The organism is Neisseria sp. HMSC067G12 (assembly GCF_001812725.1).
Taxonomy (GTDB): domain Bacteria; phylum Pseudomonadota; class Gammaproteobacteria; order Burkholderiales; family Neisseriaceae; genus Neisseria; species Neisseria perflava.
In genome coordinates this window covers 1-24,336 of the sequence record NZ_KV810199.1, presented here as the reverse complement: position 1 = coordinate 24,336, position 24,336 = coordinate 1, and the positions used below count along the sequence as shown (strand labels likewise).

The 24,336-nt window shown below is 47.2% G+C and carries 29 protein-coding genes and 2 pseudogenes; 19 read left to right on the top strand and 12 right to left on the bottom strand.

Annotation, left to right across the window (positions count from 1 at the left end):
- Nucleotides 1-108 precede the first annotated feature (108 nt).
- From HMPREF2871_RS04300 to HMPREF2871_RS04290, 3 genes are all read right to left on the bottom strand, one after another.
- Complete coding sequence (locus HMPREF2871_RS04300) at nucleotides 109-483, bottom strand: hypothetical protein (protein WP_049343672.1); 375 nt, start codon at nucleotides 481-483, stop codon at nucleotides 109-111.
- Entirely contained in the window at nucleotides 458-652 is a 195-nt protein-coding gene (locus HMPREF2871_RS04295; RefSeq protein ID WP_141751233.1) for a hypothetical protein, read from the bottom strand. Before HMPREF2871_RS04295 ends, HMPREF2871_RS04300 begins: the two co-directional genes overlap by 26 nt.
- A gap of 384 nt (nucleotides 653-1,036) precedes the next feature.
- Nucleotides 1,037-3,877, bottom strand: coding sequence for a DUF5906 domain-containing protein (locus HMPREF2871_RS04290; RefSeq protein WP_049343799.1), 2,841 nt, complete (start codon nucleotides 3,875-3,877; stop codon nucleotides 1,037-1,039).
- A gap of 457 nt (nucleotides 3,878-4,334) precedes the next feature.
- On the opposite strand from HMPREF2871_RS04290, the gene HMPREF2871_RS04285 reads away from it, so the two are divergent.
- From HMPREF2871_RS04285 to HMPREF2871_RS04250, 9 genes are all read left to right on the top strand, one after another.
- Nucleotides 4,335-4,976, top strand: a complete 642-nt coding sequence (locus HMPREF2871_RS04285) for a S24 family peptidase (protein WP_049343801.1) — start codon at nucleotides 4,335-4,337, stop codon at nucleotides 4,974-4,976.
- A gap of 117 nt (nucleotides 4,977-5,093) precedes the next feature.
- Entirely contained in the window at nucleotides 5,094-5,531 is a 438-nt protein-coding gene (locus HMPREF2871_RS04280) for a hypothetical protein (protein WP_049343803.1), read from the top strand.
- Between the two features lie 16 nt (nucleotides 5,532-5,547).
- On the top strand, nucleotides 5,548-6,009 hold the full coding sequence (locus tag HMPREF2871_RS04275) for a helix-turn-helix domain-containing protein (RefSeq protein ID WP_049343805.1): 462 nt from the start codon (nucleotides 5,548-5,550) through the stop codon (nucleotides 6,007-6,009).
- Complete coding sequence (locus tag HMPREF2871_RS04270) at nucleotides 6,006-6,419, top strand: hypothetical protein (RefSeq protein WP_070629583.1); 414 nt, start codon at nucleotides 6,006-6,008, stop codon at nucleotides 6,417-6,419. The genes HMPREF2871_RS04275 and HMPREF2871_RS04270 overlap by 4 nt, the downstream gene beginning before the upstream one ends.
- 242 nt (nucleotides 6,420-6,661) lie before the next feature.
- A complete protein-coding gene (locus tag HMPREF2871_RS04265; RefSeq protein ID WP_049343809.1) occupies nucleotides 6,662-6,901 on the top strand; it encodes a helix-turn-helix transcriptional regulator in 240 nt (79 codons plus the stop codon).
- Nucleotides 6,898-7,104 carry a hypothetical protein gene (locus HMPREF2871_RS04260; protein ID WP_049343811.1) on the top strand — a complete coding sequence of 69 codons (207 nt, stop codon included), beginning with the start codon at nucleotides 6,898-6,900 and terminating at the stop codon, nucleotides 7,102-7,104. Before HMPREF2871_RS04265 ends, HMPREF2871_RS04260 begins: the two co-directional genes overlap by 4 nt.
- A gap of 1 nt (nucleotide 7,105) precedes the next feature.
- Nucleotides 7,106-7,390 (top strand): hypothetical protein, encoded by a 285-nt coding sequence (locus tag HMPREF2871_RS04255; protein ID WP_049343814.1) that lies wholly within the window; start codon nucleotides 7,106-7,108, stop codon nucleotides 7,388-7,390.
- On the top strand, nucleotides 7,387-7,563 hold the full coding sequence (locus HMPREF2871_RS11875; RefSeq protein WP_161799805.1) for a hypothetical protein: 177 nt from the start codon (nucleotides 7,387-7,389) through the stop codon (nucleotides 7,561-7,563). The genes HMPREF2871_RS04255 and HMPREF2871_RS11875 overlap by 4 nt, the downstream gene beginning before the upstream one ends.
- Nucleotides 7,564-7,672: 109 nt before the next feature.
- A complete protein-coding gene (locus HMPREF2871_RS04250; protein WP_141751232.1) occupies nucleotides 7,673-8,224 on the top strand; it encodes a hypothetical protein in 552 nt (183 codons plus the stop codon).
- Nucleotides 8,225-8,268: 44 nt separating this feature from the next.
- Here the strand turns inward: HMPREF2871_RS04250 and HMPREF2871_RS04240 are convergent, their stop codons facing one another.
- The 5 genes from HMPREF2871_RS04240 to HMPREF2871_RS04220 form a co-directional block, all read right to left on the bottom strand.
- Nucleotides 8,269-9,594 carry a tyrosine-type recombinase/integrase gene (locus tag HMPREF2871_RS04240; RefSeq protein ID WP_049343818.1) on the bottom strand — a complete coding sequence of 442 codons (1,326 nt, stop codon included), beginning with the start codon at nucleotides 9,592-9,594 and terminating at the stop codon, nucleotides 8,269-8,271.
- Between the two features lie 170 nt (nucleotides 9,595-9,764).
- The gene (locus tag HMPREF2871_RS04235; RefSeq protein WP_004519886.1) at nucleotides 9,765-10,544 is read right to left on the bottom strand and encodes a ferredoxin--NADP reductase; all 780 of its coding nucleotides are present in this window, start codon (nucleotides 10,542-10,544) and stop codon (nucleotides 9,765-9,767) included.
- Nucleotides 10,545-10,642: 98 nt separating this feature from the next.
- Nucleotides 10,643-11,098, bottom strand: a complete 456-nt coding sequence (locus HMPREF2871_RS04230; RefSeq protein ID WP_039862177.1) for an META domain-containing protein — start codon at nucleotides 11,096-11,098, stop codon at nucleotides 10,643-10,645.
- 33 nt (nucleotides 11,099-11,131) lie between these two features.
- Nucleotides 11,132-12,001: a hypothetical protein gene (locus HMPREF2871_RS04225; protein ID WP_141744538.1), complete on the bottom strand. Its 870-nt coding sequence runs from the start codon at nucleotides 11,999-12,001 to the stop codon at nucleotides 11,132-11,134.
- A gap of 66 nt (nucleotides 12,002-12,067) precedes the next feature.
- The gene (locus tag HMPREF2871_RS04220; protein ID WP_049344451.1) at nucleotides 12,068-13,225 is read right to left on the bottom strand and encodes a trans-sulfuration enzyme family protein; all 1,158 of its coding nucleotides are present in this window, start codon (nucleotides 13,223-13,225) and stop codon (nucleotides 12,068-12,070) included.
- Nucleotides 13,226-13,403: 178 nt separating this feature from the next.
- On the opposite strand from HMPREF2871_RS04220, the gene folE2 reads away from it, so the two are divergent.
- Nucleotides 13,404-14,177, top strand: a complete 774-nt coding sequence (folE2, locus tag HMPREF2871_RS04215; RefSeq protein WP_003685690.1) for a GTP cyclohydrolase FolE2 — start codon at nucleotides 13,404-13,406, stop codon at nucleotides 14,175-14,177.
- 216 nt (nucleotides 14,178-14,393) lie between these two features.
- Nucleotides 14,394-16,199, top strand: a complete 1,806-nt coding sequence (gene dsbD / locus HMPREF2871_RS04210; RefSeq protein WP_070629610.1) for a protein-disulfide reductase DsbD — start codon at nucleotides 14,394-14,396, stop codon at nucleotides 16,197-16,199.
- 61 nt (nucleotides 16,200-16,260) lie between these two features.
- Here dsbD and HMPREF2871_RS04205 read toward each other — a convergent pair whose 3' ends face one another.
- On the bottom strand, nucleotides 16,261-17,433 hold the full coding sequence (locus HMPREF2871_RS04205) for an alpha-hydroxy acid oxidase (RefSeq protein ID WP_049344453.1): 1,173 nt from the start codon (nucleotides 17,431-17,433) through the stop codon (nucleotides 16,261-16,263).
- A 359-nt stretch (nucleotides 17,434-17,792) separates the two neighbouring features.
- Here HMPREF2871_RS04205 and iscR point away from each other — a divergent pair, with 359 nt between their 5' ends.
- The 7 genes and pseudogenes from iscR (at nucleotide 17,793) to iscA (ending at nucleotide 21,633) form a co-directional block, all read left to right on the top strand.
- The gene (gene iscR, locus HMPREF2871_RS04200) at nucleotides 17,793-18,239 is read left to right on the top strand and encodes a Fe-S cluster assembly transcriptional regulator IscR (protein WP_004519894.1); all 447 of its coding nucleotides are present in this window, start codon (nucleotides 17,793-17,795) and stop codon (nucleotides 18,237-18,239) included.
- 51 nt (nucleotides 18,240-18,290) lie between these two features.
- Complete coding sequence (locus HMPREF2871_RS04195) at nucleotides 18,291-19,505, top strand: IscS subfamily cysteine desulfurase (RefSeq protein WP_049335281.1); 1,215 nt, start codon at nucleotides 18,291-18,293, stop codon at nucleotides 19,503-19,505.
- A gap of 76 nt (nucleotides 19,506-19,581) precedes the next feature.
- The gene (locus HMPREF2871_RS04190) at nucleotides 19,582-20,190 is read left to right on the top strand and encodes a hypothetical protein (protein WP_049335283.1); all 609 of its coding nucleotides are present in this window, start codon (nucleotides 19,582-19,584) and stop codon (nucleotides 20,188-20,190) included.
- A 116-nt stretch (nucleotides 20,191-20,306) separates the two neighbouring features.
- Nucleotides 20,307-20,435, top strand: coding sequence for a hypothetical protein (locus tag HMPREF2871_RS12095; protein ID WP_004519897.1), 129 nt, complete (start codon nucleotides 20,307-20,309; stop codon nucleotides 20,433-20,435).
- A gap of 68 nt (nucleotides 20,436-20,503) precedes the next feature.
- The gene (iscU, locus tag HMPREF2871_RS04185) at nucleotides 20,504-20,890 is read left to right on the top strand and encodes a Fe-S cluster assembly scaffold IscU (protein WP_049335285.1); all 387 of its coding nucleotides are present in this window, start codon (nucleotides 20,504-20,506) and stop codon (nucleotides 20,888-20,890) included.
- 107 nt (nucleotides 20,891-20,997) lie between these two features.
- Nucleotides 20,998-21,242: pseudogene (locus HMPREF2871_RS12090) on the top strand (recombinase RecA).
- Nucleotides 21,243-21,312: 70 nt separating this feature from the next.
- Entirely contained in the window at nucleotides 21,313-21,633 is a 321-nt protein-coding gene (gene iscA / locus HMPREF2871_RS04175; RefSeq protein WP_003685774.1) for an iron-sulfur cluster assembly protein IscA, read from the top strand.
- Here the strand turns inward: iscA and HMPREF2871_RS04170 are convergent.
- Nucleotides 21,593-21,815, bottom strand: a pseudogene (locus tag HMPREF2871_RS04170) (alternative ribosome-rescue factor A). The gene iscA and the pseudogene HMPREF2871_RS04170 overlap by 41 nt on opposite strands.
- A 79-nt stretch (nucleotides 21,816-21,894) precedes the next feature.
- Between HMPREF2871_RS04170 and hscB the strand changes: the two are divergent.
- Nucleotides 21,895-22,395 carry a Fe-S protein assembly co-chaperone HscB gene (gene hscB, locus HMPREF2871_RS04165; protein ID WP_004519901.1) on the top strand — a complete coding sequence of 167 codons (501 nt, stop codon included), beginning with the start codon at nucleotides 21,895-21,897 and terminating at the stop codon, nucleotides 22,393-22,395.
- A 111-nt stretch (nucleotides 22,396-22,506) separates the two neighbouring features.
- On the opposite strand, the gene HMPREF2871_RS04160 is transcribed toward hscB, so the two are convergent.
- Both HMPREF2871_RS04160 and HMPREF2871_RS04155 read right to left on the bottom strand, forming a co-directional pair.
- Nucleotides 22,507-23,079 (bottom strand): 50S ribosomal protein L25/general stress protein Ctc, encoded by a 573-nt coding sequence (locus tag HMPREF2871_RS04160; RefSeq protein ID WP_004519902.1) that lies wholly within the window; start codon nucleotides 23,077-23,079, stop codon nucleotides 22,507-22,509.
- 65 nt (nucleotides 23,080-23,144) lie between these two features.
- On the bottom strand, nucleotides 23,145-24,128 hold the full coding sequence (locus tag HMPREF2871_RS04155) for a ribose-phosphate pyrophosphokinase (RefSeq protein ID WP_100066646.1): 984 nt from the start codon (nucleotides 24,126-24,128) through the stop codon (nucleotides 23,145-23,147).
- Nucleotides 24,129-24,336: the final 208 nt, after the last annotated feature.

Genomic DNA, 24,336 nt, shown 5'->3' with positions numbered 1-24,336 from the left:
GCGCACCGACCATCCCTAGCCCCGTCGGAGTCCGCAGGGCTTTAATTTTTAAGCGCATATTATAACAAAAAATGCCGTCTGAAACAGACGGCATTTTTCAACCAGTTGTTATCTTCGTTTCAAAAAAGCAACGGCAAGTGTACCGATAGATACCGTTGCAATCGTCATTGCAAGCTTTTCGCTACCCTGATTTAGCGCATAGACAGAACCGAAAACGCCGAAACTGCATATAAAGGCGGCAAGCAGCAAACCACCTATCCGTTCGATAAAGGTAAATGTAACGATCCGCTTTTCCTCTTTTCGGCGGTTTTCCGCCTCTTCGCGCGTCTGATTGATGACAAAATCCACCAAATCGGGACGGAAAGACTGCAACCGCTCCAATGATGCAACATCGATAATCGGGCTGTCGGTCTGACTGTGCGACAGACTGACTTCATTGCCCGTTCTGTTTTTCGCACTAATCCGCGTATTTTTGCTTGCCATAAACCTTTTCCGCCTTCTCGTTGAGTTCACCGGCAACGCGCCGGGCGTCCCGTATCAGTCTTGCATGGTCTCGTGCAAAACCGTTCCTTGTGTCAGGATAGGCTTTCGGCTCGGATAATACGGAGGAAATCAGCCCCATACCTTCCCAAATATTCTTCAAATGCTTCATTTTCATCTCCTTGTCCGTATCTTACCACATATCAAAATTACCGACATTTCGAAAAAACCTTAAAAATCAAGATTTAGACGGGGAAATATACCGTTTGGACAGGGTTGGACAACTTTTAAAACACCTTTTTTCCCTTTAAAATCATCGTTTAGACCGTTTGGACATACTTTTTTATAAAAATCCGCGTATAAGAAGAAAAAAATAAAAACAAAATATGACAAGGTGTATAAAAAGAAAAAATAAAAGCGCGAAGATAAATGTATATCTTCGCGCGTATGGGATAACTACCCTGTCCAAACCGTCCAAACGGTCTAAACGATGTTTTTAAAGGGATTTTTTCCGACTCTTACCCCGTCCAAACGGTGTCCAACCCCGTCCAAACGCCTAAAACCGGTCAGAATCCGAGGCAAGGGCAAATGCTTCTATCTGCCTGCCGTAATAATCTGCCTTTGAAACCGACCCTTCAGAACCACGTTCGGTCTTGTCGGTATTCGGCGGCGGAAACTTCTCCTGATTGTCGGGCGACAGCCACGAATGTGGCACGGCGAAAAACCGTACTTTTTTCGGCTGTCCGTGGATTGTAACCGTGCTTCGCAAATCCGCCAAGCGTTTTGCTATATTTGCATAAAAATTCTTCTGCTGCATATAGAAAGTCTTGGTATCTATGCACCATTTCTTGTATGCCGACCACAAATCGCCCGCAGCGCAGGAGATGAAGGGCAAGCCCAAATCGCCGCGCCACCAGTCGTCCAGAAAAGCTTCCCAAGAAGGTTTGTTCAGGTTGATCATCCGCCGTTTGATTTCTGTCGTCAGCGGCTTGGTATGCGGCGTGAATGCCCGCCGCGTATCACCGTCCGAATACATCAGCGGCAGCGCATAGAGAAACCGCGCGAATTCGTCCACTCCGCCGTTGTCGATTTCCGCCTGCAATGCCTCGTATTGCGCGTCCGAATACTTGCGGTTGCACGACAAGACCATAAACCGCCTGTCGTTGCTTTCGATGGGGATAGACCGCTCGTCGTTCGAGAAAATGATAAAAGAATTGAAGTCGTTGTGTTTTTCTGCATCGCGCCCTTTACGCTCCACCATAATCACATCCGACGTAATCATGTTTTTCAGTTTGCCGATGACGTTCAGCCGCTCGTCTGACGGACTGATTTCCTCGAATATCGTAACCAGTGCAAACAGCAGCGACGCATTGAAGCGCGATTCCAGCGCGTTTTGGTCGAGTTGGCGCAGATACTCGCCGAAAAGCTCTTTGACGACCTTCTCGCCAAACGTCGATTTGCCCACGCCCTGCGTTTCGGAGATAAACACCAATGCGGTAGCGGGCTTTTCGGCTGGCCGCCTGAAACGGCAGGCAAGCCAGTTTAGAACCCATTCCGTGCAAGCCTCGCTCAAATTGCCGTTGCCCGAACACAAATGCCGTACCAGCCCGATAATGTTTGCACATTTCGGAAAATGTTTTTCCAATTCAGCCAGCGGCGTTTCCGGCGCGAACGGCTTTTCAGGCGCTTCAGCCTTTTTCGGCAAGCCCTTGAACGCATTGATATGGCTTAATTTCTCGTTTTTATACACCACACCTTGCGGCATATCCGGCTCAAACACATAATTGCTCATCGGACAGACGAGGCGAGCGGGCGACTTGCTCCAGTCGTCAAATTCTTCAGGCACGGCAGCCTTGACCGCCGCCAGCGACACGATAGCTTCCAACTGCCTGTCGTAGGCGTCCGTCGTCCCGTCTAGGTAGATATAGCGGGCAAGCGCGTTTTTAAAAACGGGGCTGACAACCGCCATCGCCTCCAATTTTTTCTGTTTGATTAAAATCCCCGCCTCAAGCTCCGATAGCTTGTTTTTATCGCGCAGATGAAACCAAGTCAGCACGGCAGGACGCGAAAACACTTTTTCCAACTGGCTTCGGCTGAAAGATTCCCCTGTTTCCAAGTTCAAAACCTTCTCTTTCAACCCAATTTGCGCGTAATTTTTCAACAATTCCGCCAAACGCGGATTTTCTCCGTCGTATTCCGCATCATCGCCGTCCCCGCCGCCCCCTTTCGTTGCCGTGGGCGCATTTTGCGCCGCACGCTCCTTATCGGATAGGCGCGGGAAAGGCTGCCCGTCAATGTCGTCTGAAAACGGGAAAACCAGCGTATCCGCCATCATCTCACGCACCGTCGTCAGCGGCTCGGTATCCGAAATCACGTCTGCAATATCGTAGCCCGACGGCCACACGCCCGGATTCGGAATATTCACGATTTTGACCGTACAGCCCGACTCCTTGAGAACTTGGGCAATCCCCAGCGCCGCCTTCATGCCGGGCTGTCCGCGCCACGGCAGATACGGCATATCCGACGGCTTCACACCCGCCGCCTCATTCTTCTTCGACAGCTTTTCCCGCTGGGAATCGCAGTCAGGCCAAATCAGCACATTGCGCCCGGCAAGCGGCGACCAATCCGCCTTTTTCCAGCCGTTGCAACCGCCCAGCCAAGACACGGCAACCCAGCCCTTCAAATCAAAATACGCCTCTGCCGCCAGCTTGCACTTTTCGCCCTCGACAATCAAAACAGGCGCATCAGGCCTTTCCGCCAAAGTATCCAACCCGAACAGCGGCTGTGGATCCTTTAGGCGGCGGCTTGTCCACTTCTCTACACCCTCGCTGTTTTTCGCCCACACAAACGGCAAATCGGATTTTCCGCCGTCCTGGTCTATAAAGCGCTGCACAACGCAAAGCGGCTTGCCGTCCGCATCGCGGTACACTGCCCGCAAGCCTTCCGCCCGCTCATTTTTACAAAGACGGTAAACCTGACTGCCTTCCAGATATTTCAGACGGCCTTCATCGAACGGCGCAATAGGCTGCCAGCTTTCCCGTTTCGACTTACCCGTCTTCGGCTCGCCGTCCCATTCCTTCCTTTCGACCGCTCCGAAATTGCCGATGCGCAGCCGCTCGGCGACCGCTTTTAGCGCGTCCCCCTGCCGTCCGTTGCAGAAAAGATAGGCATAGAGGCTGACCAAATCGCCGCCTGCATCGTTCGTCGCATAATCCGCCCACGCGCCCGAATGCGTATTGACCGCAAAACTGCCAAGATGCTTATCCGCCCGCGTCGGATTCAGGGCGAAGAACTCATGCCCTTTGTATTTGCCTGACGGAAGCCATTCCGCAAGCAGGTTGTCCACCGCATTCAAAGCCGCATCGGCAACCGTTTTAAAATCCAGTTTGTTTTCCATATCCGTTTGTCCTGCACATTTTTTAGGCGTAAAAAAGGCCTGCCCCCCCCTTGAGAGGGCAGGCTGAATCACTGATTGCGCGTTAATCAGTAATGGGGGGAAAAATGAGAAATCCGTACCAAGGCTATGATCTCGTTTCGGAAATCAGGTCGGATACAGAAACCCGACCATTGGTAAGCAAAATTACATTTTCGTAGCACCGCTTCGGTGTTACAGCCTTTCGGTTTTCGATTTGCCATAAAAACGACAGAGACAAACCCAACTTTTGGGCATATTCCGACCTTGCTCCACGCTTAGTCGAAAGCGTTTTAATAAATTCAGCGTGAGTCATATCTGCTCCATTTTTAAACATTAAACAAGTTTAACAGTCATTAAACTAAAAAGCAAATATATTTATTATTTGTTTGTTTAGTAGAAACTAAATAGAATATGAATATTACTGCTGGGAGATATAGCTATGAATAAGTCAGAATTGAAAGAAATACGGATTGAAAATTTAAAAAAATTCTTTGAAGACAAAACCCTACCGACAAAAGACAAAAGCCTCCTGTCTCAATTGATGAGCGGCAAAGCATCTTTTGGCGAAAAAGTCAGCAGACGGCTGGAAGAAGACTACGGCATGGGAAGATATTATTTGGACTCCACGCCAAACAGTCCGATTGGTTCAGATGACGATCAACAAATCCGCTTTGAACGCCTCAACATCGAAGCGGCATGCGGCAATGGTATCGAAAACTTGCCCGCGGAAGTCGTCGATTACGTCAACGTATCGCGCCTGTGGGCAAAAGACAAATTCGGCGGAAACCTCTCCCACATCAAAATCATCACCGCACGCGGCGACAGCATGGCAGGAACTATTGATGAAGGCGACGTTATATTTGTCGACACCGCCGTTACTGAAATGATGGAAGACGGCGTATACCTGATTCATGTTTCCGACGGCCTGCGCGCCAAACGCCTGCAACGTACCGTTACCGGCGGCGTCAAAATCCTAAGCGACAACAAACGCTACGAAACCGAAACTGTAGAGAAGCATGACCTTGAACAGCTTAAAATCTGCGGCAAAATCAAAGGCGCGTGGAAGCTCGAAGAGATGTAGCAGAAAAAAGACTGTTACCGGCAGAAGGCTATGGATTTAAAATATTTGAATAACTGATTTATTACCGCATATTGCGCGGTATAACTAAAAAGATATAATATATAAAAAAGGGCACGCATGGAGCTGACCGTCCACTTTAACGCCGAGCAGGATTTAGACCGCCTCTTTGAAAAAGACGAAGACGCGGTCGCTTATCTCGAGAACATCATTGAGATGATTCAGGCGGACTCTGCTATTTTTGATGGCTTATACAAAAACAAATACTTCAGAGAATATGGCGAAACCATAGGCCCGATTGATTTGGAAGTGAAACCCATATTGTCATTGTGGAAAAAAGACATCAAAGTTTTACGCGTCCGATCTGACAGCGAAGAAGTCGCCGGATACAGAATAATTTACGCACCATGCCATGAAAAACAGCCAAACGGCGCGTATATCCGCCGCATAGATATATTGGCTGTTGTAAACAAGAAGACAGACAAATTTCACTATCAGGCAGAACACCCAATCACAAAACGGATTATCAAAGACTATGAAGAACTGTACTCCAACTAACGGCACATTGTTCCAAATGGGTGCAACACTCACTGTTGCCGTGGCCGCCTGCACAGTATCAACACCTACATCCGCCACCCCCGTCACCCACATAAACTGCCTGCGGATAAACGGGCAGATTAAATGCGTCAAACCGATCAGCCCCAACACTACCCCCGCCGCAGAGCATATTGAGCATGTGCGGAAAAATCCGCGCCGAAAAGCAGCGATGGACAGGGCGGCAGCGAAAATTGCCGATAAAATAGCCCTCAAAGCAGGCGGGGAGACATTTGTCAGCCTAAGGATGAAAAAGAGGTTTACACAGTCTGAATTGGCAACCGCCGCAGGCTTGCCTCAACCCTATCTGTCCCGCATCGAAAACAGCAAACAATCCCTGCAAGATAAAACTGTACAGAAACTGGCAAACGCATTAGGCGTTTCCCCGCTTGAGGTTCGTGCAGCGTTCGAACGGCAGTACAAATATATGGAGCAGGCATGATCCACCTAAATGTCCACTATTGCGATGAAATCATCCGCCATGCGGAAAATGACAAATACAGTCTGATAGGTATATTCCCCGATATATGCCATATCCCGACACAACAAGCCATTTTAGGCCGTCTGTGCCTGTCTATTTCATTTTCCGCCAAAGGTATGGATATACAGACCTTGCAAACCCGTCAAATTTTTCTGGAGATCGTCCGCAACAATGATGTAATCTCCGCATTTGAGATTCCACCATATGACGGCAGTTATACAGAAGAAAACGCGTCATTCATGCTACACCAAACAATCAGCGGACTACCCGTTTCAGACAACGACCGCATTTATGTAAGAATGAAAACACACAACCATATTCTCTCCGAGAGCCATCCTCTGTTTTTTTCTTGGCTTCCTTACCACTCATAACAATACCGAACCGCCACCTAATCCCTCCCCTTAAAAAAACCGCCCACTGGGCGGTTTTTTTTCACCTAAACATCCAAAACCACCTACCACCAGTCCCGTTAGGCGTTTTTTTTTGCAAATTAAATTCCCTTAAAAATCAGATAATTTAATATTTATTGAACAAATAATAAACTTTTTGCTTGACTATGAATTAAGTGTTTACTAAACTACAACTATCGAAATAAACAACAAAGGAAACCGCCATGACTTCAGAAAAATATACCGACCGCGCCCTTCGCGCCAAACAAGTCGCCGAAAAACTGGGGGTCAGCATTCCCTTTGTCTGGGCAAAATGCAACCCCGACAACACCCGCTATGACGCCACTTTCCCCAAACCCTTCAAAATCGCCTGCAACGTAACAGTATGGCTTGAATCCAACATAGACGCATGGTTGGCCGCTCAAGCCGCAAAAACCAACAACCCAAAAGGAGCCGCCGCATGACTACCCAAGTTCAAGAAACCTACCTATTGCGAATTGACGTAAACGCTAACACCACAACCAACTATCTGACCTACTACAGCTGCCAAATCCGCAACGAATCCGGCGAAAACCTCGTCAGAACCGGCGGACACCGCGAACCACAGCAAGCGGTCAAAACCGCACTCAAAGAATTAGTACAAACCATTCATTTAGGGAGCATGTGAAATGAAACGTAAAATCTACCGCACAAAATATGGCCGGCTCATGCTGAAAATTCAAACACAGCATCGCAATAACTACCAATCGATATTCGTGCTTAATATCCCGAATTCACATTTCGAAGCAAGTGGAACAGTTAAATCGATCAACTCCACATGGCAATTCAAATTTCCAAATCGCTCAAAGCAAGACCGAATTTTTAAAGCATTAACGCAAGACCGCGCCGAAATGGTTGCAGAATCATTAATGGACGCAATCCCCGATATTTTTAAGAAAGGCCGTCTGAAATGAAAATCCGCTACACACTAATCATCGCCATCCTAGCCGCCGCACTCGGTTATGGTTGCGCCCCAGCCATTGCCCACCACGAAAATACAGCCACCGAAGAGTGCAATCCCGATCATGGCTGCATCGATTTTGACGCCCATCCCGAATTAATCGGCGGCGGCATTGTATACGAGTAAAACATGCCCGCCATCATTAAATTAGCCCTGATCATCATCCAAATCATCATCGAACGCACTATCCGCCATCGGTTCAGCTATTGGGCCGATGGCACACCAAGGACGCAGCATGAAAAAAAGAAAACGGTACCAACCCAAAACCTTTGACGGCATACCCCCACACATGATAGCCATCATGAAAACCAGCCGGCGCGGTCTGACCATCAACGAAATCGACAAAGCCACTAGCCCGCTGCTGAAGTACATCGACCGCCTGAAAGCAGGAACAGCCAACGAGACCGACTTATGGGCTGCCTGCTGTACCAATTACCTCATGGTTGAATTAGTCCTCATCCTACAAAGTACCAAAATCCAAACCGATGACACCGTACAAGAAATCGCCCGCATCAAACTAAGCATCGCCCGCGATTATTTTGTAAATCACGTCAGCGACACACTAGAAGCCCAACAAATCCGAAAAAACAACATCGGCCGCTTCGTAGCCACCGGCGACGAAATCAAAATACTAGAATCCGCCACCGAACAAGCAATCGAAATATTAAGCCTGGCCGACTACGGCCACTTAATCCAAGCCCACGCTCAAACCGCGCCGCTACTGAACAAACTAACCAACGATATAAACCACAGAAATCAAAAACAGCAACAAAAACCAAACCAGTGACAACACAAAGGCCGTCTGAAATTCAGACGGCCTGTTTCATAATCTCAATCCTGATAAAACATCTTCCAATTACCGAAGAAATCCGTTATCCCTTCCCCATGTAGCCGCGCCACAGCCTGATCATAATACCGGCGCAAATAATCACTATACCATTGCGCCAGTTCACGCCGCTCATTAAATCTGAATTCCTGAGCTGTCAGATAATGCGGTAAAGAAGAAAACCCCGCTCGCTTTAACGCCGATTTACTCACATGCCCAAGCGCCAAATCCATCGTCAGAATATCCTTGCCGTTCACCAGGCAAATATTCGTCATCAAGTGCCGAAAGCCGTGCATGGTAGCATTCGATTTACCGGCAGTCTGCCCATCATAACCACACCGCTTAATCGCCTGATGCCCAAGCTTCACGCCAACAGTACCCGATACACTATCATTCCTCATGGCCGGAAAAACAAATTCATGCCGCCCCGTTGCCTTACGCAGCTCAGACAGCAATGCCACCGACCAATCAGACAGCGGAATCAAAAAATCATTCCGCATCTTCATATCTTCACCCGGCATAAGCCAGACTTTACGATCCAAATCCACATTTTCCCACCGGCTGGCCACTATCGATCCACTCCGTGGTGCAATAAGCGCAGTAAGCAATACCAAATACTTGGCCAAAGCCGTAATTCTTTCATCTTTCAGGAGCGAATAAAAAAACAACGGCAACTCGCTCTCAGCCAAATGCGCTTCCGGTTTTGATTGATAAGGCGTAAGCAACCCTTTGGCTGTTTCGACAGGATTACGCCTATCACTGATAATTATGCCCTTACGAACAGCATAATCCCACACCGCTTCAGCAATCTGCATCACACGCGTTGCACGCGCCGGTATATTCTTGGCATTCATCCATTCAACAAACTCAGACATATCCAGCGCCGTAATGGAATTAATATCCGTATTCTTTCGGAAAAATTCATTGATATGCGCAAGGCTCGCCCTGTCGCCATCCAACGTATTTTTAGCCAGCTTACCCACACGCGATTCATACCATGCTGCGCCCAAATCGACCATACTTTGCCCACCGGCCGCCGCCCGCGCCGCCTGTTTTGCAGATCGCTTCAACGCACCCGGGTCTATCCCCTCATAAAGCTGCCGCTTTGCCTCAAAAGCCGCATCACGCGCCGCCTTAAGGGTCACGACCGGATAAACACCGATAGACAACACCTTTTCACGACCACCGTACCGATATTTCAGCCGCCAGTATTTCCCACCGGCAGGATGCACAAACAAAAACAGCCCGCCGCCATCGTAAAGCTTATAAGCCTTATCCCCCGGCTTTGCCGTGTCAATTTTCCGCTGCGTCAAACGGTTGGATTCCGCCATTTTTCCTAACCTTCACAAAATATACCCCAGAAAATCCCCCCTGATTAATGTTGCTTTGAGTGGTTTTCCGTATATCGCCGTATATTACAGGCAAAATAAAAACCCGCTTAATATACTGTTTATAAGCAGGTTTGTACACTTCTATATACGGCCGTATATTGCAAATGAATTTAGAAACCATTTTCCATCATGATTTCGCCGGGGATGCGGTTGCGGTGCATAGCGTAGCCCAAATCCATCAAGGCTTGGAAAGTGTCTTTGACCATTGCCGGATTGCCACAGACCATAAAGCGCGTATCGGCCTTGGTGAACTTGAAGCCGACTTTTTCTTCCAAGCCGCCATTCTTCAGCAATTCGGGAATCCGTTTGCCACTCAATGCGCCTTCCGTTTCCTCACGCGTGGTGACCGGAACAAAAGTGAATTTATGGAAATATTCTTCAATCAGCGGATGCTCTTTCAAATCGGCAAGGCGCTGGTTGAAAATCAACTCGTCGGCGTAAGAGACGGAATGCGCCAAAACCAAACGGTCGAAACGCTGCCAAATTTCAGGCTGCTCAATAATAGAGAGGAAAGGCGCAATGCCTGAACCCGTGCAGAGCATAACCAAATCTTTGCCGTCGGGGAAACGCTCGGGCAAGAGGAAACCGGTAGCCGTTTTATCCAGCAAAATAGTATCACCCTCTTTCATCGCAGCAAAACGCGCCGACATCGGGCCGCCTTCGATTAATACTGCGAAATACTCAAGCGTATCGGCGTATTCGGCAGACACGACAGAATACGCGCGCCAAATAAAGCCCTCGCCGTCACGGAAACCAAGGCGCGAAAACTGCCCTGCCGAAAAACGGTAGGACTCAGGGCGGCTGATGGCAAAAGTCATCAGCTTGGGCGTATAGTGTTTGATCCACAAGACTTTTTCTTCTGTAAACTTGGCTTCTGGAGAAGCTGCCATAATAGGTTTCCTTGATATTCGGTATCAGTTTCAAATAGGGCTTATTATAAAGATTCAAAAGGCCGTCTGAAATATTTATTTTCAGACGGCCTTTAAGATTATTCACGGCGCAAACGGATATTGATGCCTTTTTGTTCCAAAATCAAATCGTTACCATCAAAACGATAGTTCCACACGCTTTGTTTACGCAAAAACGCATCTTCCAGCTTCATGTCTTCACACAGCATCATACTTACCGCAATATGGCCAAAATCAATTTTGTCCGCTCCGATTACATTCGCTTGAAACATCATACCGTTGCAACCCATATTGCCATAAGCCTTAGGCATTTTGCTGAAATCCAAATAGGCGTTTTTATCTGCCAATTCTTTTTCAGTGAATTTATTGAAAGCGACAACACGCCATTTAGCGGCTAAAGTAGGCATTTTCATTTGCTTTGATTCAGATGATTTGCTAGAAGAAATATGTGGCTGACTTGATAAAGGCTTATCGGCAGGCGTAGAACAAGCAACCAATACAAATGCACCAATCATTGCTGAAATAAGGGTTTTCATGACTCATCCTTTTTTAGAAATCTTCTTTATCGTCTAACTGTACACCAAACGGACAACGGCTTTTTTACTATCCGCATCAAAAAATAGGTACAACTCATCGCAACCATATTCCTGAAATTTATATCCGCTCAAATAGCCGACATAAGAAAAAACTTTTCCATCATCTCGTTTGGGTGTATCCACTAAATTACCGTACTCTTCTTGGAACATTCCATCAATATGGTTAAAACCTTCTTCCAACATACCCTCTGATAATCCGCCGGCATCCTCAATCAAATCTCTATCCAACCCGTCATCCTGACATTGTGAATCTGCAGCTTCCTTCAATGCAACCAATTCTTCCAAAGTATATTTACTGTCCAGCTCAATGGGTACATATCCCTGAAGGAATTTTCCATATTTCAGATACAAATTTTTGATGGCATTAAAACAAAGATGATTGATTCTATATACGTTTTCTAATTCTTCCTGCGTATCCTGCCGATAAATATGCGGCGTTTTATACCAAGCTGCCTGATCAAAACTCATACCCTGTTTTTCCGCAATCTTTTGCGCCTGTTCCATTATTCTGGTTTTAATTTCAGACGGCATTTCCTTGTTTTCCAAAATAAAAAAATGCCAATCGCCATTAAATCGATATTTACCGTTCTCATCGACATCAAAACAAATACTGTCCTCAAAATTATAGCGGTCATGAAATGCCGATGTATGCTCACCTACGCAACCCGAATGAATTTCCGCAGGCTGGACGAAATGTATCCAAAACTCTTCACTATCAGGACGTATAAATTGAAGATTAAGCGAACAAATGGGTAAAAAATGTTTCGCGTGTCGCTCTATCTCTTCAGAAAAAACTTCTTCCGGAGAGGGGAATGGACGAATAAATTTTTCAGGGATATTCATCTTAATCACCATAATTTAAAGGCCGTCTGAAAAACTATCCACCTTCAGACGGCCTTTAAGCCTTATTTACAAAGTCGTATCCAATGCTTTGGAAATATCGTTCCAAATATCGTCCACATCTTCGATACCGACAGAGAAACGCAGCAGGCCGACTTTGATGCCCATTTCCATTTTCACATCATGCGGCACGCCGCTGTGGGATTGGGAATAGCAATGGTTGACCAAACTTTCCACTCCGCCAAGGCTAGAAGCCATTTTGACCAGTTTCATGTTTTTAATCACACTATTGGCCGCTTCACGCGTGTCGTTTTTGAGGTAAACCGTAACCACGCCACCGATGCCTTTGGGCATTTGTGCTTGGGCGAGTTCGTAATGTTCGTGAGACGGCAGGCCGGGATAGAACACTTTTTCAATGGCAGGATGGGCTTCCAAACGGCGCGCGATTTCGAGTGCGTTTTGGCAATGGGCGTTCATGCGTAGAGCCAGTGTTTTAATACCGCGCAACACCAGCCAACAATCCATCGGACCTGCAATCGCGCCGGTATGCACCATCATGTCGTGCAAAGGCTGCGCCAGCTCTTTGGTTTTGGCAACGACTACGCCCATCAGTACGTCCGAATGGCCGCACAAATATTTGGTAGCGGAATGGAACACAAAATCACAGCCCATATCCAACGGCTGTTGCAGATACGGCGTGGCAAAGGTGTTGTCGATGCCGACCAGCGCACCGGCTGCTTTGGCTTTCGCGGCAAGCGCTTTGATGTCCACCAAGCGCAAAAGCGGATTGGACGGCGTTTCCAGCCAAACCAGTTTGACATTGTGCGCTTTAAGCAGCTCGTCCAGATTATCCGGATTGCCCAAATCGGCAAAAACAACGTTCACACCCCATTTTTGATAAACATCGACCAATAAATCATAAGCGCCGCCGTAAATATCGGCGACTGCGACAATGGTATCGCCCGGGCGCAGGAAAGTACGCCATACGGCATCAATCCCCGCCATGCCGCTGGAAAACGCAAAACCGGCCGCACCGTGCTCCAAATCGGCAACGGTATCTTCCAATACCTGACGGGTCGGGTTGCTCAGGCGCGAGTAGCGGTAAGGCACATTTTCGCCAATCTCGTGCAACGCAAACATACTGTTTTGATAAATCGGCGGCATCAGCGCACGGTTGTGTTCGTCGCAATCGTAGCTGGAATGAATGGCTTTCGTGGCGAATTTCATTTGGTCTCTGCCTATATAGATGTGAATAATCGAAGATTTTATCACTATCTGAAAAATAGAAACAATCAATGCAGGCAGATAAAGCAAGTGATATAATCTCGCATTTGCAAATCGGCCGATACGAGCCGATTCCCTCCACACGCATCTCAACAATCCTATCATGAAGGACATACCACGCATGAACGCCATTGCAGACGTGCAATCCAGCCGCGATTTACGCAACCTGCCGATTAATCAGGTCGGCATTAAAGACCTGCGCTTTCCAATCTCGCTTAAAAGCAAAGAAGGCGAACAATCCACCGTCGCCCGCCTGACCATGACGGTTTTCCTGCCTGCCGACCAAAAAGGCACGCATATGTCGCGCTTTGTCGCCCTGATGGAAAAACAAACCGATGCTTTGGATTTCGATACGCTGCACAAGCTGACCGCCGATATGGTTGCCCTGTTGGATTCCCATTCCGGCAAAATCAGCGTTTCCTTCCCGTTTTTCCGCAAGAAAAGTGCGCCTGTCTCCGGCATCCAATCGCTGCTTGACTATGATGTCACCCTGACCGGCGAAATCAAAAACGGTACATACAGCCACAGCTTGAAAGTGATGGTTCCGGTTACTTCCTTGTGTCCGTGTTCCAAAGAAATTTCCCAATACGGCGCGCACAACCAACGTTCGCATGTGACCGTCAGCCTGATTGCAAACGCGGATGTAGGCATTGAAGAAATCATCGATTACGTCGAAGCACAGGCAAGCTGCCAGCTCTACGGCTTGCTCAAACGCCCTGACGAGAAGTATGTAACGGAAAAAGCATACGAAAATCCGAAGTTTGTCGAAGACATGGTTCGTGATGTGGCCACGGTGTTAATTGCAGACAAACGCATCGAATCATTCGTCGTCGAAAGCGAAAACTTCGAATCGATACACAACCATTCCGCTTACGCTTATATCGCTTATCCTTAAAGTTAAGCCAAATAGCAACAAAGGCCGTCTGAACGTTTCAGACGGCCTTTGGCATAAATTGAACGATAACATGAGACTATCGCTCATGTAAGGTTAACTGCAATCCGATATAATTCAAAAGAATTAGACAACTCGCGTAATCTTTAACTTAAATTAAGCCGATTGTTTTCCCATCATTTATAATGACGGTTTCTCAACGGCATATCCGTGGATATTATGAAAAAATTCCTTTATTTCCTCATTGCATTTTTAGGCTTGAGCAGCTTCGCATTCGCAGTAGATGCCAATGATTTGCTGCCCCCCGAGCAAGCCTTTGTACCTCAAGTCAATGTAACCGACCAAGGCATCAGCGTGCAGTTCAAAATCGCTGATGGCTACTATATGTACCAGTCCAAAATCGTTGCAGCGACCAATCCTGACAAAGTCTTGGCCGAACCCAAATTCAGCAAAGGCGAAGAAAAAGAAGACGAATTCTTCGGCAAACAAACGGTTTACCACCATACCGCACAGGTTGACCTGCCTTACAAACAAGCCGCGCCGCAATACAAACTGACACTGACTTATCAAGGCTGCGCCGAAGTGGGTGTGTGTTATCCGCCGGTGGACACCGAGTTTGACGTAAAAGGCAACGGGGTTTACCAGCCGCAAAGCGATGAGCCGGTTTCTGCCAAAGACCGATTCTTGCAACCGTCCGCCTCTTCAGACGGCCAAATGCCCACGCAGCCCGCTACAAACAATCCCGACAGCAGCCGCTTCAAGCTCTCTTGGGATACTTTAAACGCCAACCTGTTGGCGTTTTTTGTCGCAGGTTTGGGCTTAAGCTTTACCGCCTGTATGTATCCGCTCCTGCCGATTGTTTCCAGTATTGTCGTGGGCGATAAAAAAGCCGGCAAAGGCCGCGCGTTTACCTTGTCTATGGTATATGTACAAGGCTTGGCATTGACCTATACCTTGGTCGGCGTGATTGCCGGTTTGACCGGTGCGCTGTTGACCGTATGGCTGCAACAGCCTTGGGTCGTACTTGCCGCCGCCGCGCTGATGGTGGTACTGGCTATGTCCATGTTCGGCCTCTTCAATATCCAACTGCCCAACTCCGTCCAATCCTATTTCCAAAACCAAAGCAACAAACTCTCCGGCGGCAAAATCATTTCCGTCTTCATCATGGGTATTTTGTCCGCCCTGATTGTCGGCCCTTGCGTTGCGCCTCCGCTGGCATTTGCTTTGGGCTATATCGGCCAGACCGGCGATGCCGTATTGGGCGGTCTTGCGCTTTATGTCTTGGCACTCGGCACCGGCGTGCCGCTCATCATCATCGGTACATTCGGCGGCCATATCCTGCCTAAAGCAGGCGACTGGATGAACGGCATCAAATACGCATTCGGCTTCATCTTGCTGGCTGTTGCCGTATACCTTGCTACACCGCATCTGCCTTATTTCGCAGTAGTCAGCCTCTACACCTTGCTGATGATTGTTCCCGCCCTTATGCTTTTAGCGAAATCCGGCAAACAAAAAGGCCGTCTGAAAACGGTTGCCGCCGTATTGGGCTTTTTACTGCTGATTGGCGGCTCATGGTTTGGCTGGCAAAGCCTCAATAAACAAACCACCGCCCTCCACCACTTCTTAACGCTGGTTCCGCCATCCGAAGCCGGACAAGAAACCGACCACGGCAAGATGTTTACCGATGTCAGCGAACTCAAAGCCGCTATGGATGCCGCCTTGAAAGCCGATCCAAGCAAGCCCGTGCTGATTGATTTCTACGCCGACTGGTGCGTATCCTGCAAAGAAATGGCCGCCTACACGCTCAACCAACCGCAGGTACACGAAGCGGTCGATATGCAGCGCTTCTTCCAAATCGACGTAACTGCCAACACTCCCGACCATCAGGCCTTACTGAAAGAATACGGCCTCTTCGGTCCTCCGGGCGTGTTTGTTGTCCGCGCCGACGGCAGTCATAGCGAAGCCTTATTAGGCTTTGTCAAACCCGATGCCTTCATCGAATGGTATCGCAAAAACGAGAAATAGCCGTCTATAAAAAGGCCGTCTGAAAACAGATTTTCAGACGGCCTTTTCTTATGTTTAAAAATTAAAATTCATCTTGAGCCCAACGCGTAGAACGCAAAATGCTGGAATCCACATCTTGAATATTGCGATAACCAGTAAATGCCATGGAAATATCCATTTCTTTATACAGGATTTCCAGCGCACGGGTTACGCCTTCTTCACCATACGCACCCAAACCATACAGAAACGCCCGACCAATCATCGTACCTTTCGCACCCAAAGCCCAAGCCTTCAAAATATCCTGACCGCTGCGGATACCACTGTCCATCCAAACCTCGATATCGCTACCAACTGCGCTGACCACATCAGGCAAAGCTTTAATGGCGGACACGGTATCGTCAAGCTGACGGCCACCATGATTGGAAACGACCAATGCGTCCGCGCCGCTTTTCGCTGCCTTTTCCGCATCTTCAGGCTCCATAATGCCTTTGATAATCAGCTTGCCGCCCCACAAATCTTTAATGCGCGCCACATCATCCCAGCTCAGGCGCGGGTCGAATTGTTCGGAAGTCCACGAAGACAGCGAAGACAAATCGCCCACGTTTTTCGCATGACCGACAATATTGCGGAAGGTGCGACGTTCCGTGTTCAGCATTTTCATACACCATTCCGGTTTGGTCGCCAAATTGATTAAATTGGCAATGGTTGGTTTCGGCGGCGCGGACAGGCCGTTTTTGATGTCTTTGTGGCGTTGACCCAAGACCTGCAAATCAGCGGTCAATACCAAAGCCGAACATTTGGCATCCTTCGCACGCTTAATCAGGTTTTCCATAAACTCGCGGTCGCGCATCACATAAAGCTGAAACCAAAACGGCGCGCTGGTGTTTTCAGCCACATCCTCAATCGAACAAATGGACATGGTCGACAGCGTAAACGGAATACCAAATTTTTCCGCCGCACGCGCCGCCAAAATTTCACCGTCGGCGTGCGCCATACCCGTGAAACCTGTTGGCGCAATCGCTACCGGCATTTTCACATCCTGCCCAATCATTTTGGTTTCGAGACTGCGCCCCTCCATATTAACCAATACCTTTTGGCGGAAACGGATGTCTTTAAAATCCGAAGTGTTTTCACGATAAGTGGTTTCCGTCCAAGAGCCTGAGTCAATATAGTCATAAAACATACGCGGCATTTTACGTTTGGCAACAAGGCGCAAGTCTTCGATACAGGTTATTTTGCTTAAATTACATTTCATTGTCGATTGCCTCTGTTAAGGTAAAGATGGATGGTCAAGGCCGTCTGAACATTTCAAACACCTCATTATTTTACTCCATCAAAACAACTAAATTTTAAGAATAATTTTGATAATCTATATCAGTATCAATATTAAATCAAAACATTTTAACCCTGATATTTGTAGGGTTGATAGCCTTTTTTCAGACGGCCTTAAGTCCAAATTACAGAAAAATAAGGAAAATATTTTCCGATTTAAAAATCAGCCCATGCCACCATTTAAACAAACAATCAAACCGAACCGCCACATACTTGACTGAAACACTCAGATATTAGACAATTCCCCTACTAATAAAAACGCCCCACACAGGCAACCACACCATGAGACTGACTACCAAAGGGCGATTTGCAGTAACCGCCATGATAGATTTGGCGATGAACGCGCAAACCGGCGCTGTCAAACTCAGTGCCATCAGCGAACGACAAAGCATATCGCTGTCCTACCTCGAACAATTATTCAGCAAGCTGCGCCGTGCCGGATTGGTTGAAAGCCTACGCGGCCCAGGCGGAGGCTATATCCTTGCCGCACCCGCCGAGCAAATCAATATTGCACAAATCATCTCCGCAGCCGAAGACCGACTGGATGCCACACAATGCGGCAGCAAAGCAAACTGCCACCACGGTGCCCCCTGTCTGACCCATGACCTTTGGGAAAACTTAAACAAAACCATCAATGATTACCTCAGCAGCGTTACGCTGCAAAGCATCATTGAACAAAAAAACTGCAGCGACAGCAGTCATGTCGTTACTTTTACACACATTCATTAAACCGACTTGCGGCAAAGACCGCAGGCAGATGACCAAACGAAAGAGCAAACCATGACCGTCAAAACCCCCGTATACCTCGACTACGCCGCCACCACTCCCGTTGACCGCCGCGTTGCCGAAAAAATGATTCCCTACCTGTCCGATATTTTCGGCAACCCAGCCTCCAACAGCCACAGCTTCGGCTGGGAAGCAGAAGAAGCCGTAGAAAAAGCACGTGCAGACATCGCAGCCCTGATTAACGCCGACTCTAAAGAAATCGTTTTTACCAGCGGCGCAACCGAATCCAACAACCTCGCCATTAAAGGCGCGGCGCACTTCTACAAATCCAAAGGCAACCACCTCATTACCGTGAAAACCGAGCACAAAGCCGTGCTTGACACCATGCGTGAACTCGAACGCCAAGGTTATGAAGTAACTTATCTGGACGTACAAGAAAACGGTTTGGTTGACTTAGACGTGCTGAAAGCCGCTATCCGCGAAGACACCATCCTCGTTTCCGTAATGTGGGTAAACAACGAAATCGGCGTAGTTCAAGATATTCCTGCCATTGGCGAAATCTGCCGCGAACGCAAAATCATTTTCCACGTTGACGCAGCACAAGCATGCGGCAAAGTGCCTGTCGACGTTGAAGCCGCCAAAGTTGATTTGCTGTCTATGTCCGGCCACAAAGTATACGGCCCTAAAGGCATCGGCGCCCTGTATGTACGCCGTAAACCACGCGTCCGCCTCGAAGCCCAAATGCACGGCGGCGGCCACGAACGCGGCTTCCGCAGCGGCACCCTGCCCACCCACCAAATCGTCGGCATGGGCGAAGCCTTCCGCATCGCCAAAGAAGAACTCGAGCAAGACATGGCGCACTACCTGAAACTGCGCGATATCTTCCTCAAAGGTATCGAAGGCATCGAAGAAGTCTACATCAACGGTGACCTCGAACACCGCGCTCCAAACAACCTGAACGTCAGCTTCAACTTCGTCGAAGGCGAAAGCCTGATTATGGCAGTCAAAGAACTCGCCGTATCCAGCGGCTCCGCCTGTACTTCTGCCAGTCTCGAACCAAGCTACGTCCTGCGCGCACTCGGCCGTAACGACGAATTGGCGCACTCTTCCCTGCGCATCACCTTCGGCCGCATGACCACTGAAGAAGAAGTCCAATTCGCAGCAGAACTGATTAAATCCAAAATCGGCAAACTGCGCGAACTGTCTCCGCTGTGGGAAATGTTTAAAGAAGGTATCGATTTGAACTCGATTGAATGGGCGGCGCATTAATCAAGAGAAAAGGTCGTCTGAAAAATCCACAAGGCCTTTACCTTTTCAGACGACCTCATCAAGAAAAATACTAAAAATGACGATAATAAAAAATAAAATACGCCACTTACTTTCTTGTCTGATTCTATGCTCGGCCCCGCTGGTTTCAGCACAGACACAATCTGATTGGTCAACTATATTCAAATCATTTGAAAATGGCTGCCAATTCGATAAACATTTGGAAAACCTGTTGGATCCATTTAGTGATGTAAGCTATGACTGGAACGATAAAGACTCTAAATATCAAAACCTGCGTTTGAATTATCCCAATAGAGTCAAGCTGCCAAAGGCTTACCGTGATCTTGCGCACCCTCCGATGACTTTGCACCGCACGGAATTTAGTGAAGATGGAAAACCGTTTATTCTTGATCAAACCCGTTTGAAACTCAGCGGTACTTACTATGGCTTGCCTGTGGTTCATATCAGCCAGACGTTCCAAGTAGAAACCGCAGGTTACAGTTACACCCGTTTATTGTTGGATGTACCTTTGGGACAGGCACGCAAGGTGTTAAAAGGAAAATACCGCCCTATTCGAAAATACAGTTTGATTTTAGAAGAATACGAAACCCTGCAAGCAAAACTAAAACCGATTAATGTTAACGGAAAACCCCAAACAATTTTAGAATGTGCCTTTATAAATGGCTGATAAAACAACTGTAATAGATAATCAACTTAGACATTAAAAAGGACGTCTGAAACTCTAAAAATATACCTTTTCAGACGACCTAAAAGCCACAATCTTCAAATTAAGGATACAAACCCATGGACGAACAAGAACTCGACCTCGACAATCTCGACAACCTGCTCGAAGATTTTGACGGCGTTACCGTAGAAGGCGGCGTTGATTCAGAGAATGATGACGGCTGCGAAGGCGGCGCGTGCAAAATCTAAACTTCAGGCCGTCTGAATATTCGTAAACAAACCATTTACACCACTAAAAACACAAAGGAAACCACATCATGGCATACAGCGATAAAGTAATCGACCACTACGAAAACCCCCGCAACGTCGGTACTTTCGACAAAAACGACGAATCTGTCGGTACCGGCATGGTCGGTGCACCGGCCTGCGGTGACGTAATGCGTCTGCAAATCAAAGTAAACAATGAGGGTATTATCGAAGATGCAAAATTTAAAACTTACGGCTGCGGCTCTGCTATCGCTTCTTCCAGCCTGATTACCGAGTGGGTAAAAGGCAAAAGCTTGGATGACGCGCTGGCAATCAAAAACAGCGAAATCGCCGAAGAATTGGAGCTGCCGCCGGTAAAAATCCACTGCTCCATCTTGGCTGAAGATGCGGTAAAAGCAGCCGTTGCCGACTATCGCAAACGTCAGGAAAACAAATAACCTTGTTTGCCAGATACTTAGTTTGCAGACATTAATGTCTAAATCGGCTTGATAGGCCCAACTTGCCATATAAGTGCGCCAGTACCTGCAAAATCAAAGAAGACGATATGCCTTTTACCGATGAAGAAATCCAATCCCTACTTGCTGTCAAAGGAATAGGTAAAACCATATTGCAGCGTTTGCAGCAAATGGGATTGATGATATTGCCACTCTGGAGGTTGCGGATTTAGACGATATTTTGGAACAGGGCGCACAATTAACCGGCTCAACCTGTTGGAAAAATAGTCCGCAGGCCAAAGCTGCCATTACTGCCGCAATAGAGTGGGCAAAACAGCGTTTTCAGACGGCCTGATAGTTCAAGAGGCCATCTGAAATAAAAAAGCAGACAAAACAGAAAATGATTGCGAAATGAGGAAAAAAGCATGATTACCATCACAGAAAACGCAGCCAAACACATCAACAGCTACCTGACCAAACGCGGTAAAGGTTTGGGCGTGCGCTTGGGTGTGAAAACCAGCGGCTGCTCAGGCATGGCATACAACCTTGAATTTGTCGATGAAGTGAACGAGGATGACCTGATTTTTGAAGAACACGGCGCACGCGTTTATATCGATCCGAAAAGCTTGGTTTATCTAGACGGCACGCAAGTCGATTACACCAAAGAAGGATTACAGGAAGGTTTCAAATTTGAAAACCCAAACGTTAAAGATTCCTGCGGCTGTGGCGAGAGCTTCCACGTTTAAAATATCAAAAATGGCGAGAAAGTATCAAAACCATCCCGCCATTTTTTGGCTTCTTGCCTATTATAGCTACCCTTGCCTTTTCTTTTTCGTTCTACTTTGTGTCGGAACAAATCAGATTTGACTAAGGCTTTTAAGGCATTGTCTCGTATTTTGCCTTTATTGTGTTGCACCTTACCGGTCATATTGTTTTCCTTTCGTATAAACAGTTTCTGGATTATATCGTAAAATAATCCTCTTCTTTAGATTTTTTCCTTTGATATCATGTCTCAATACTTCAACCTCTTTCAGCTTGAGCCATCTTTCAATATTGATACCGAAGCACTCGAACAGATCTATCGAGCTTTAGCTGCCCGTTTTCATCCCGATAAATTTGCTTCTGCTTCAGCTTTTGAGCAGAAACAAGCCGTTATGATGTCTTCTACAATTAATGACGCCTACCGCACATTAAAAAGCCCTATTGATCGAGCCGCTTATCTCTTGAAAAGCCAAAATATCGATGCTGATGCACCTGAACACACTTCGTTTTCACCAGAATTCCTCATGCAGCAGATGGAATGGCGGGAAACATTGATGGATGCACAAATGGAACAAAACCATGATGCCATCCGAGCGCTGGATCAAGAAATCCAAGAAGTACAAAGCAACCTATATCAAGATTTACAACAAGCATTTGAACAACAGGATTATGAATCGGCCGCACAATGGGTACGGCATGGCCGCTTTCTTAATAAACTTCGCAATGAAATTGCTTCAATCTTATAAAGTACATATGCTGCTGCATTTGCCTAAGTTTTATTATGGCAAATGATTTTATATGTAAAACAAAAACCGTATCAGATTTATCTGATACGGTTTTCTTATATTAACTACCTATTAGCGTTTTTTACCAGTAACAGTAGCAACAGCCAGGTTTTCATTACGTTTCAGAGAAACACTTTCAACACCTTCTGGCAATTTGATGTCTGACAAGTGCAGAATGTCGCCAGCAACTACAGATGCACAATCCAACTCCAAGAAAGCAGGAATGTTTGCAGGCAAAGCAACTACTTCAACAGAAGTGTTCAACAGAGATACGCGGCCACCTTGCAATTTAACAGCTTGAGAGTTTTCAGCGTTAACAATGTGCAGAGGAACGCGGATGCGTACAGGTTGATCAGCTTTTACAGCTTGGAAGTCGATGTGTTGAACTTCGCGACGGAATGGGTGCATTTGGAAGTCACGCACGATAACGTCTTTAGTTTCACCGTTCAAAGACAGTTTAATCAAAGCAGTATGGAAAGATTCTTTTTCCAATGCGTAGAATACAGTTTTGTGGTCTACAGCGATAGCAACAGGCTCTTGACCTTCACCATACAGAATGCCAGGGATTTGGCCTTCGCGACGCAGGCGGCGGCTCGCACCAGTGCCTTGGGCTTCGCGAACAGAGGCTTGAATTTCGTAAGTCATGTTTAATACTCCAATTTAGATAAAATCGTCGTCATCGGCCGCGACCAGCTTAAGACGACATCGGGTTATGGCAACAACATGCCGCCAATCATCACATCTTCATTGAAAAGATATGAGACGGATTCTTCATTGCTAATACGGCGTACCGTTTCAGCCAGCAAACCGGCAATGGTAACTTGACGGATGCGTTCACATTTTTTAGCTGCTTCAGACAACGGAATCGTATCTGTCACAACTACTTGGTCAATTTCGGAAGAAGCAATTCGATTCACTGCTTCACCGGAGAATACTGCATGGCTAGCGTATGCCAGTACACGTTCTGCACCGCGCTCTTTCAGGGCTACAGCCGCTTTACACAAGGTGTTTGCCGTATCGATCATATCATCTACGATCAAGCAAGTACGGCCTTGAATATCGCCAATGATATTCATCACTTCAGCCACGTTGGCTTTAGGACGGCGTTTATCGATAATGGCCAAATCAGCATTTAAAGATTTAGCAACAGCACGTGCACGTACAACACCACCGATATCAGGACTGACAACAGTCAGATTGTCGATACGTTGTTGTTTAATGTCGTTCAACAAAATCGGGGTAGCGTAAATATTATCTACCGGAATATCAAAGAAACCTTGAATTTGGTCGGCATGCAAGTCAACAGTCAATACGCGGTCGATACCTGCGGAGTACAACATATTCGCTACCAATTTAGCAGAAATCGGTACACGAACAGAGCGAGGACGACGATCTTGACGCGCATAGCCAAAGTAAGGAATCGCGGCAGTAATACGACCGGCAGAAGCACGTTTGAGTGCATCGGCCATAGTCAAAATTTCCATCAGGTTATCATTGGTTGGCGCGCAGGTAGGTTGCAAAATAAACACATCGCGACCACGCACATTTTCCAACAATTCAATGGCTACTTCGCCATCAGAGAATTTGGAAACGGTGGCTTCACCGAGTGAAATATCCAAATGTTTGACAACACGTTGTGCCAATTCCGGATTTGCATTACCGGTAAACACCATTAAACTGTCATAAGCAGCCATATCTTCACCTGATTCTAGATTTGATTTACGCTCAGAAAACATTACGCTTCCCTTTGCCCTATGTCTAAGACACTAATTATGCGATTATACGCGTAAAGACGGGTAAAAAAAAGTTTTTCAGCGTTATTGCGCTCTGAGCATAAAAAAGCGTGTAAGAAAACTTACACGCTTTTATTTGGCTGGGGAGGAAGGATTCGAACCTTCGCAT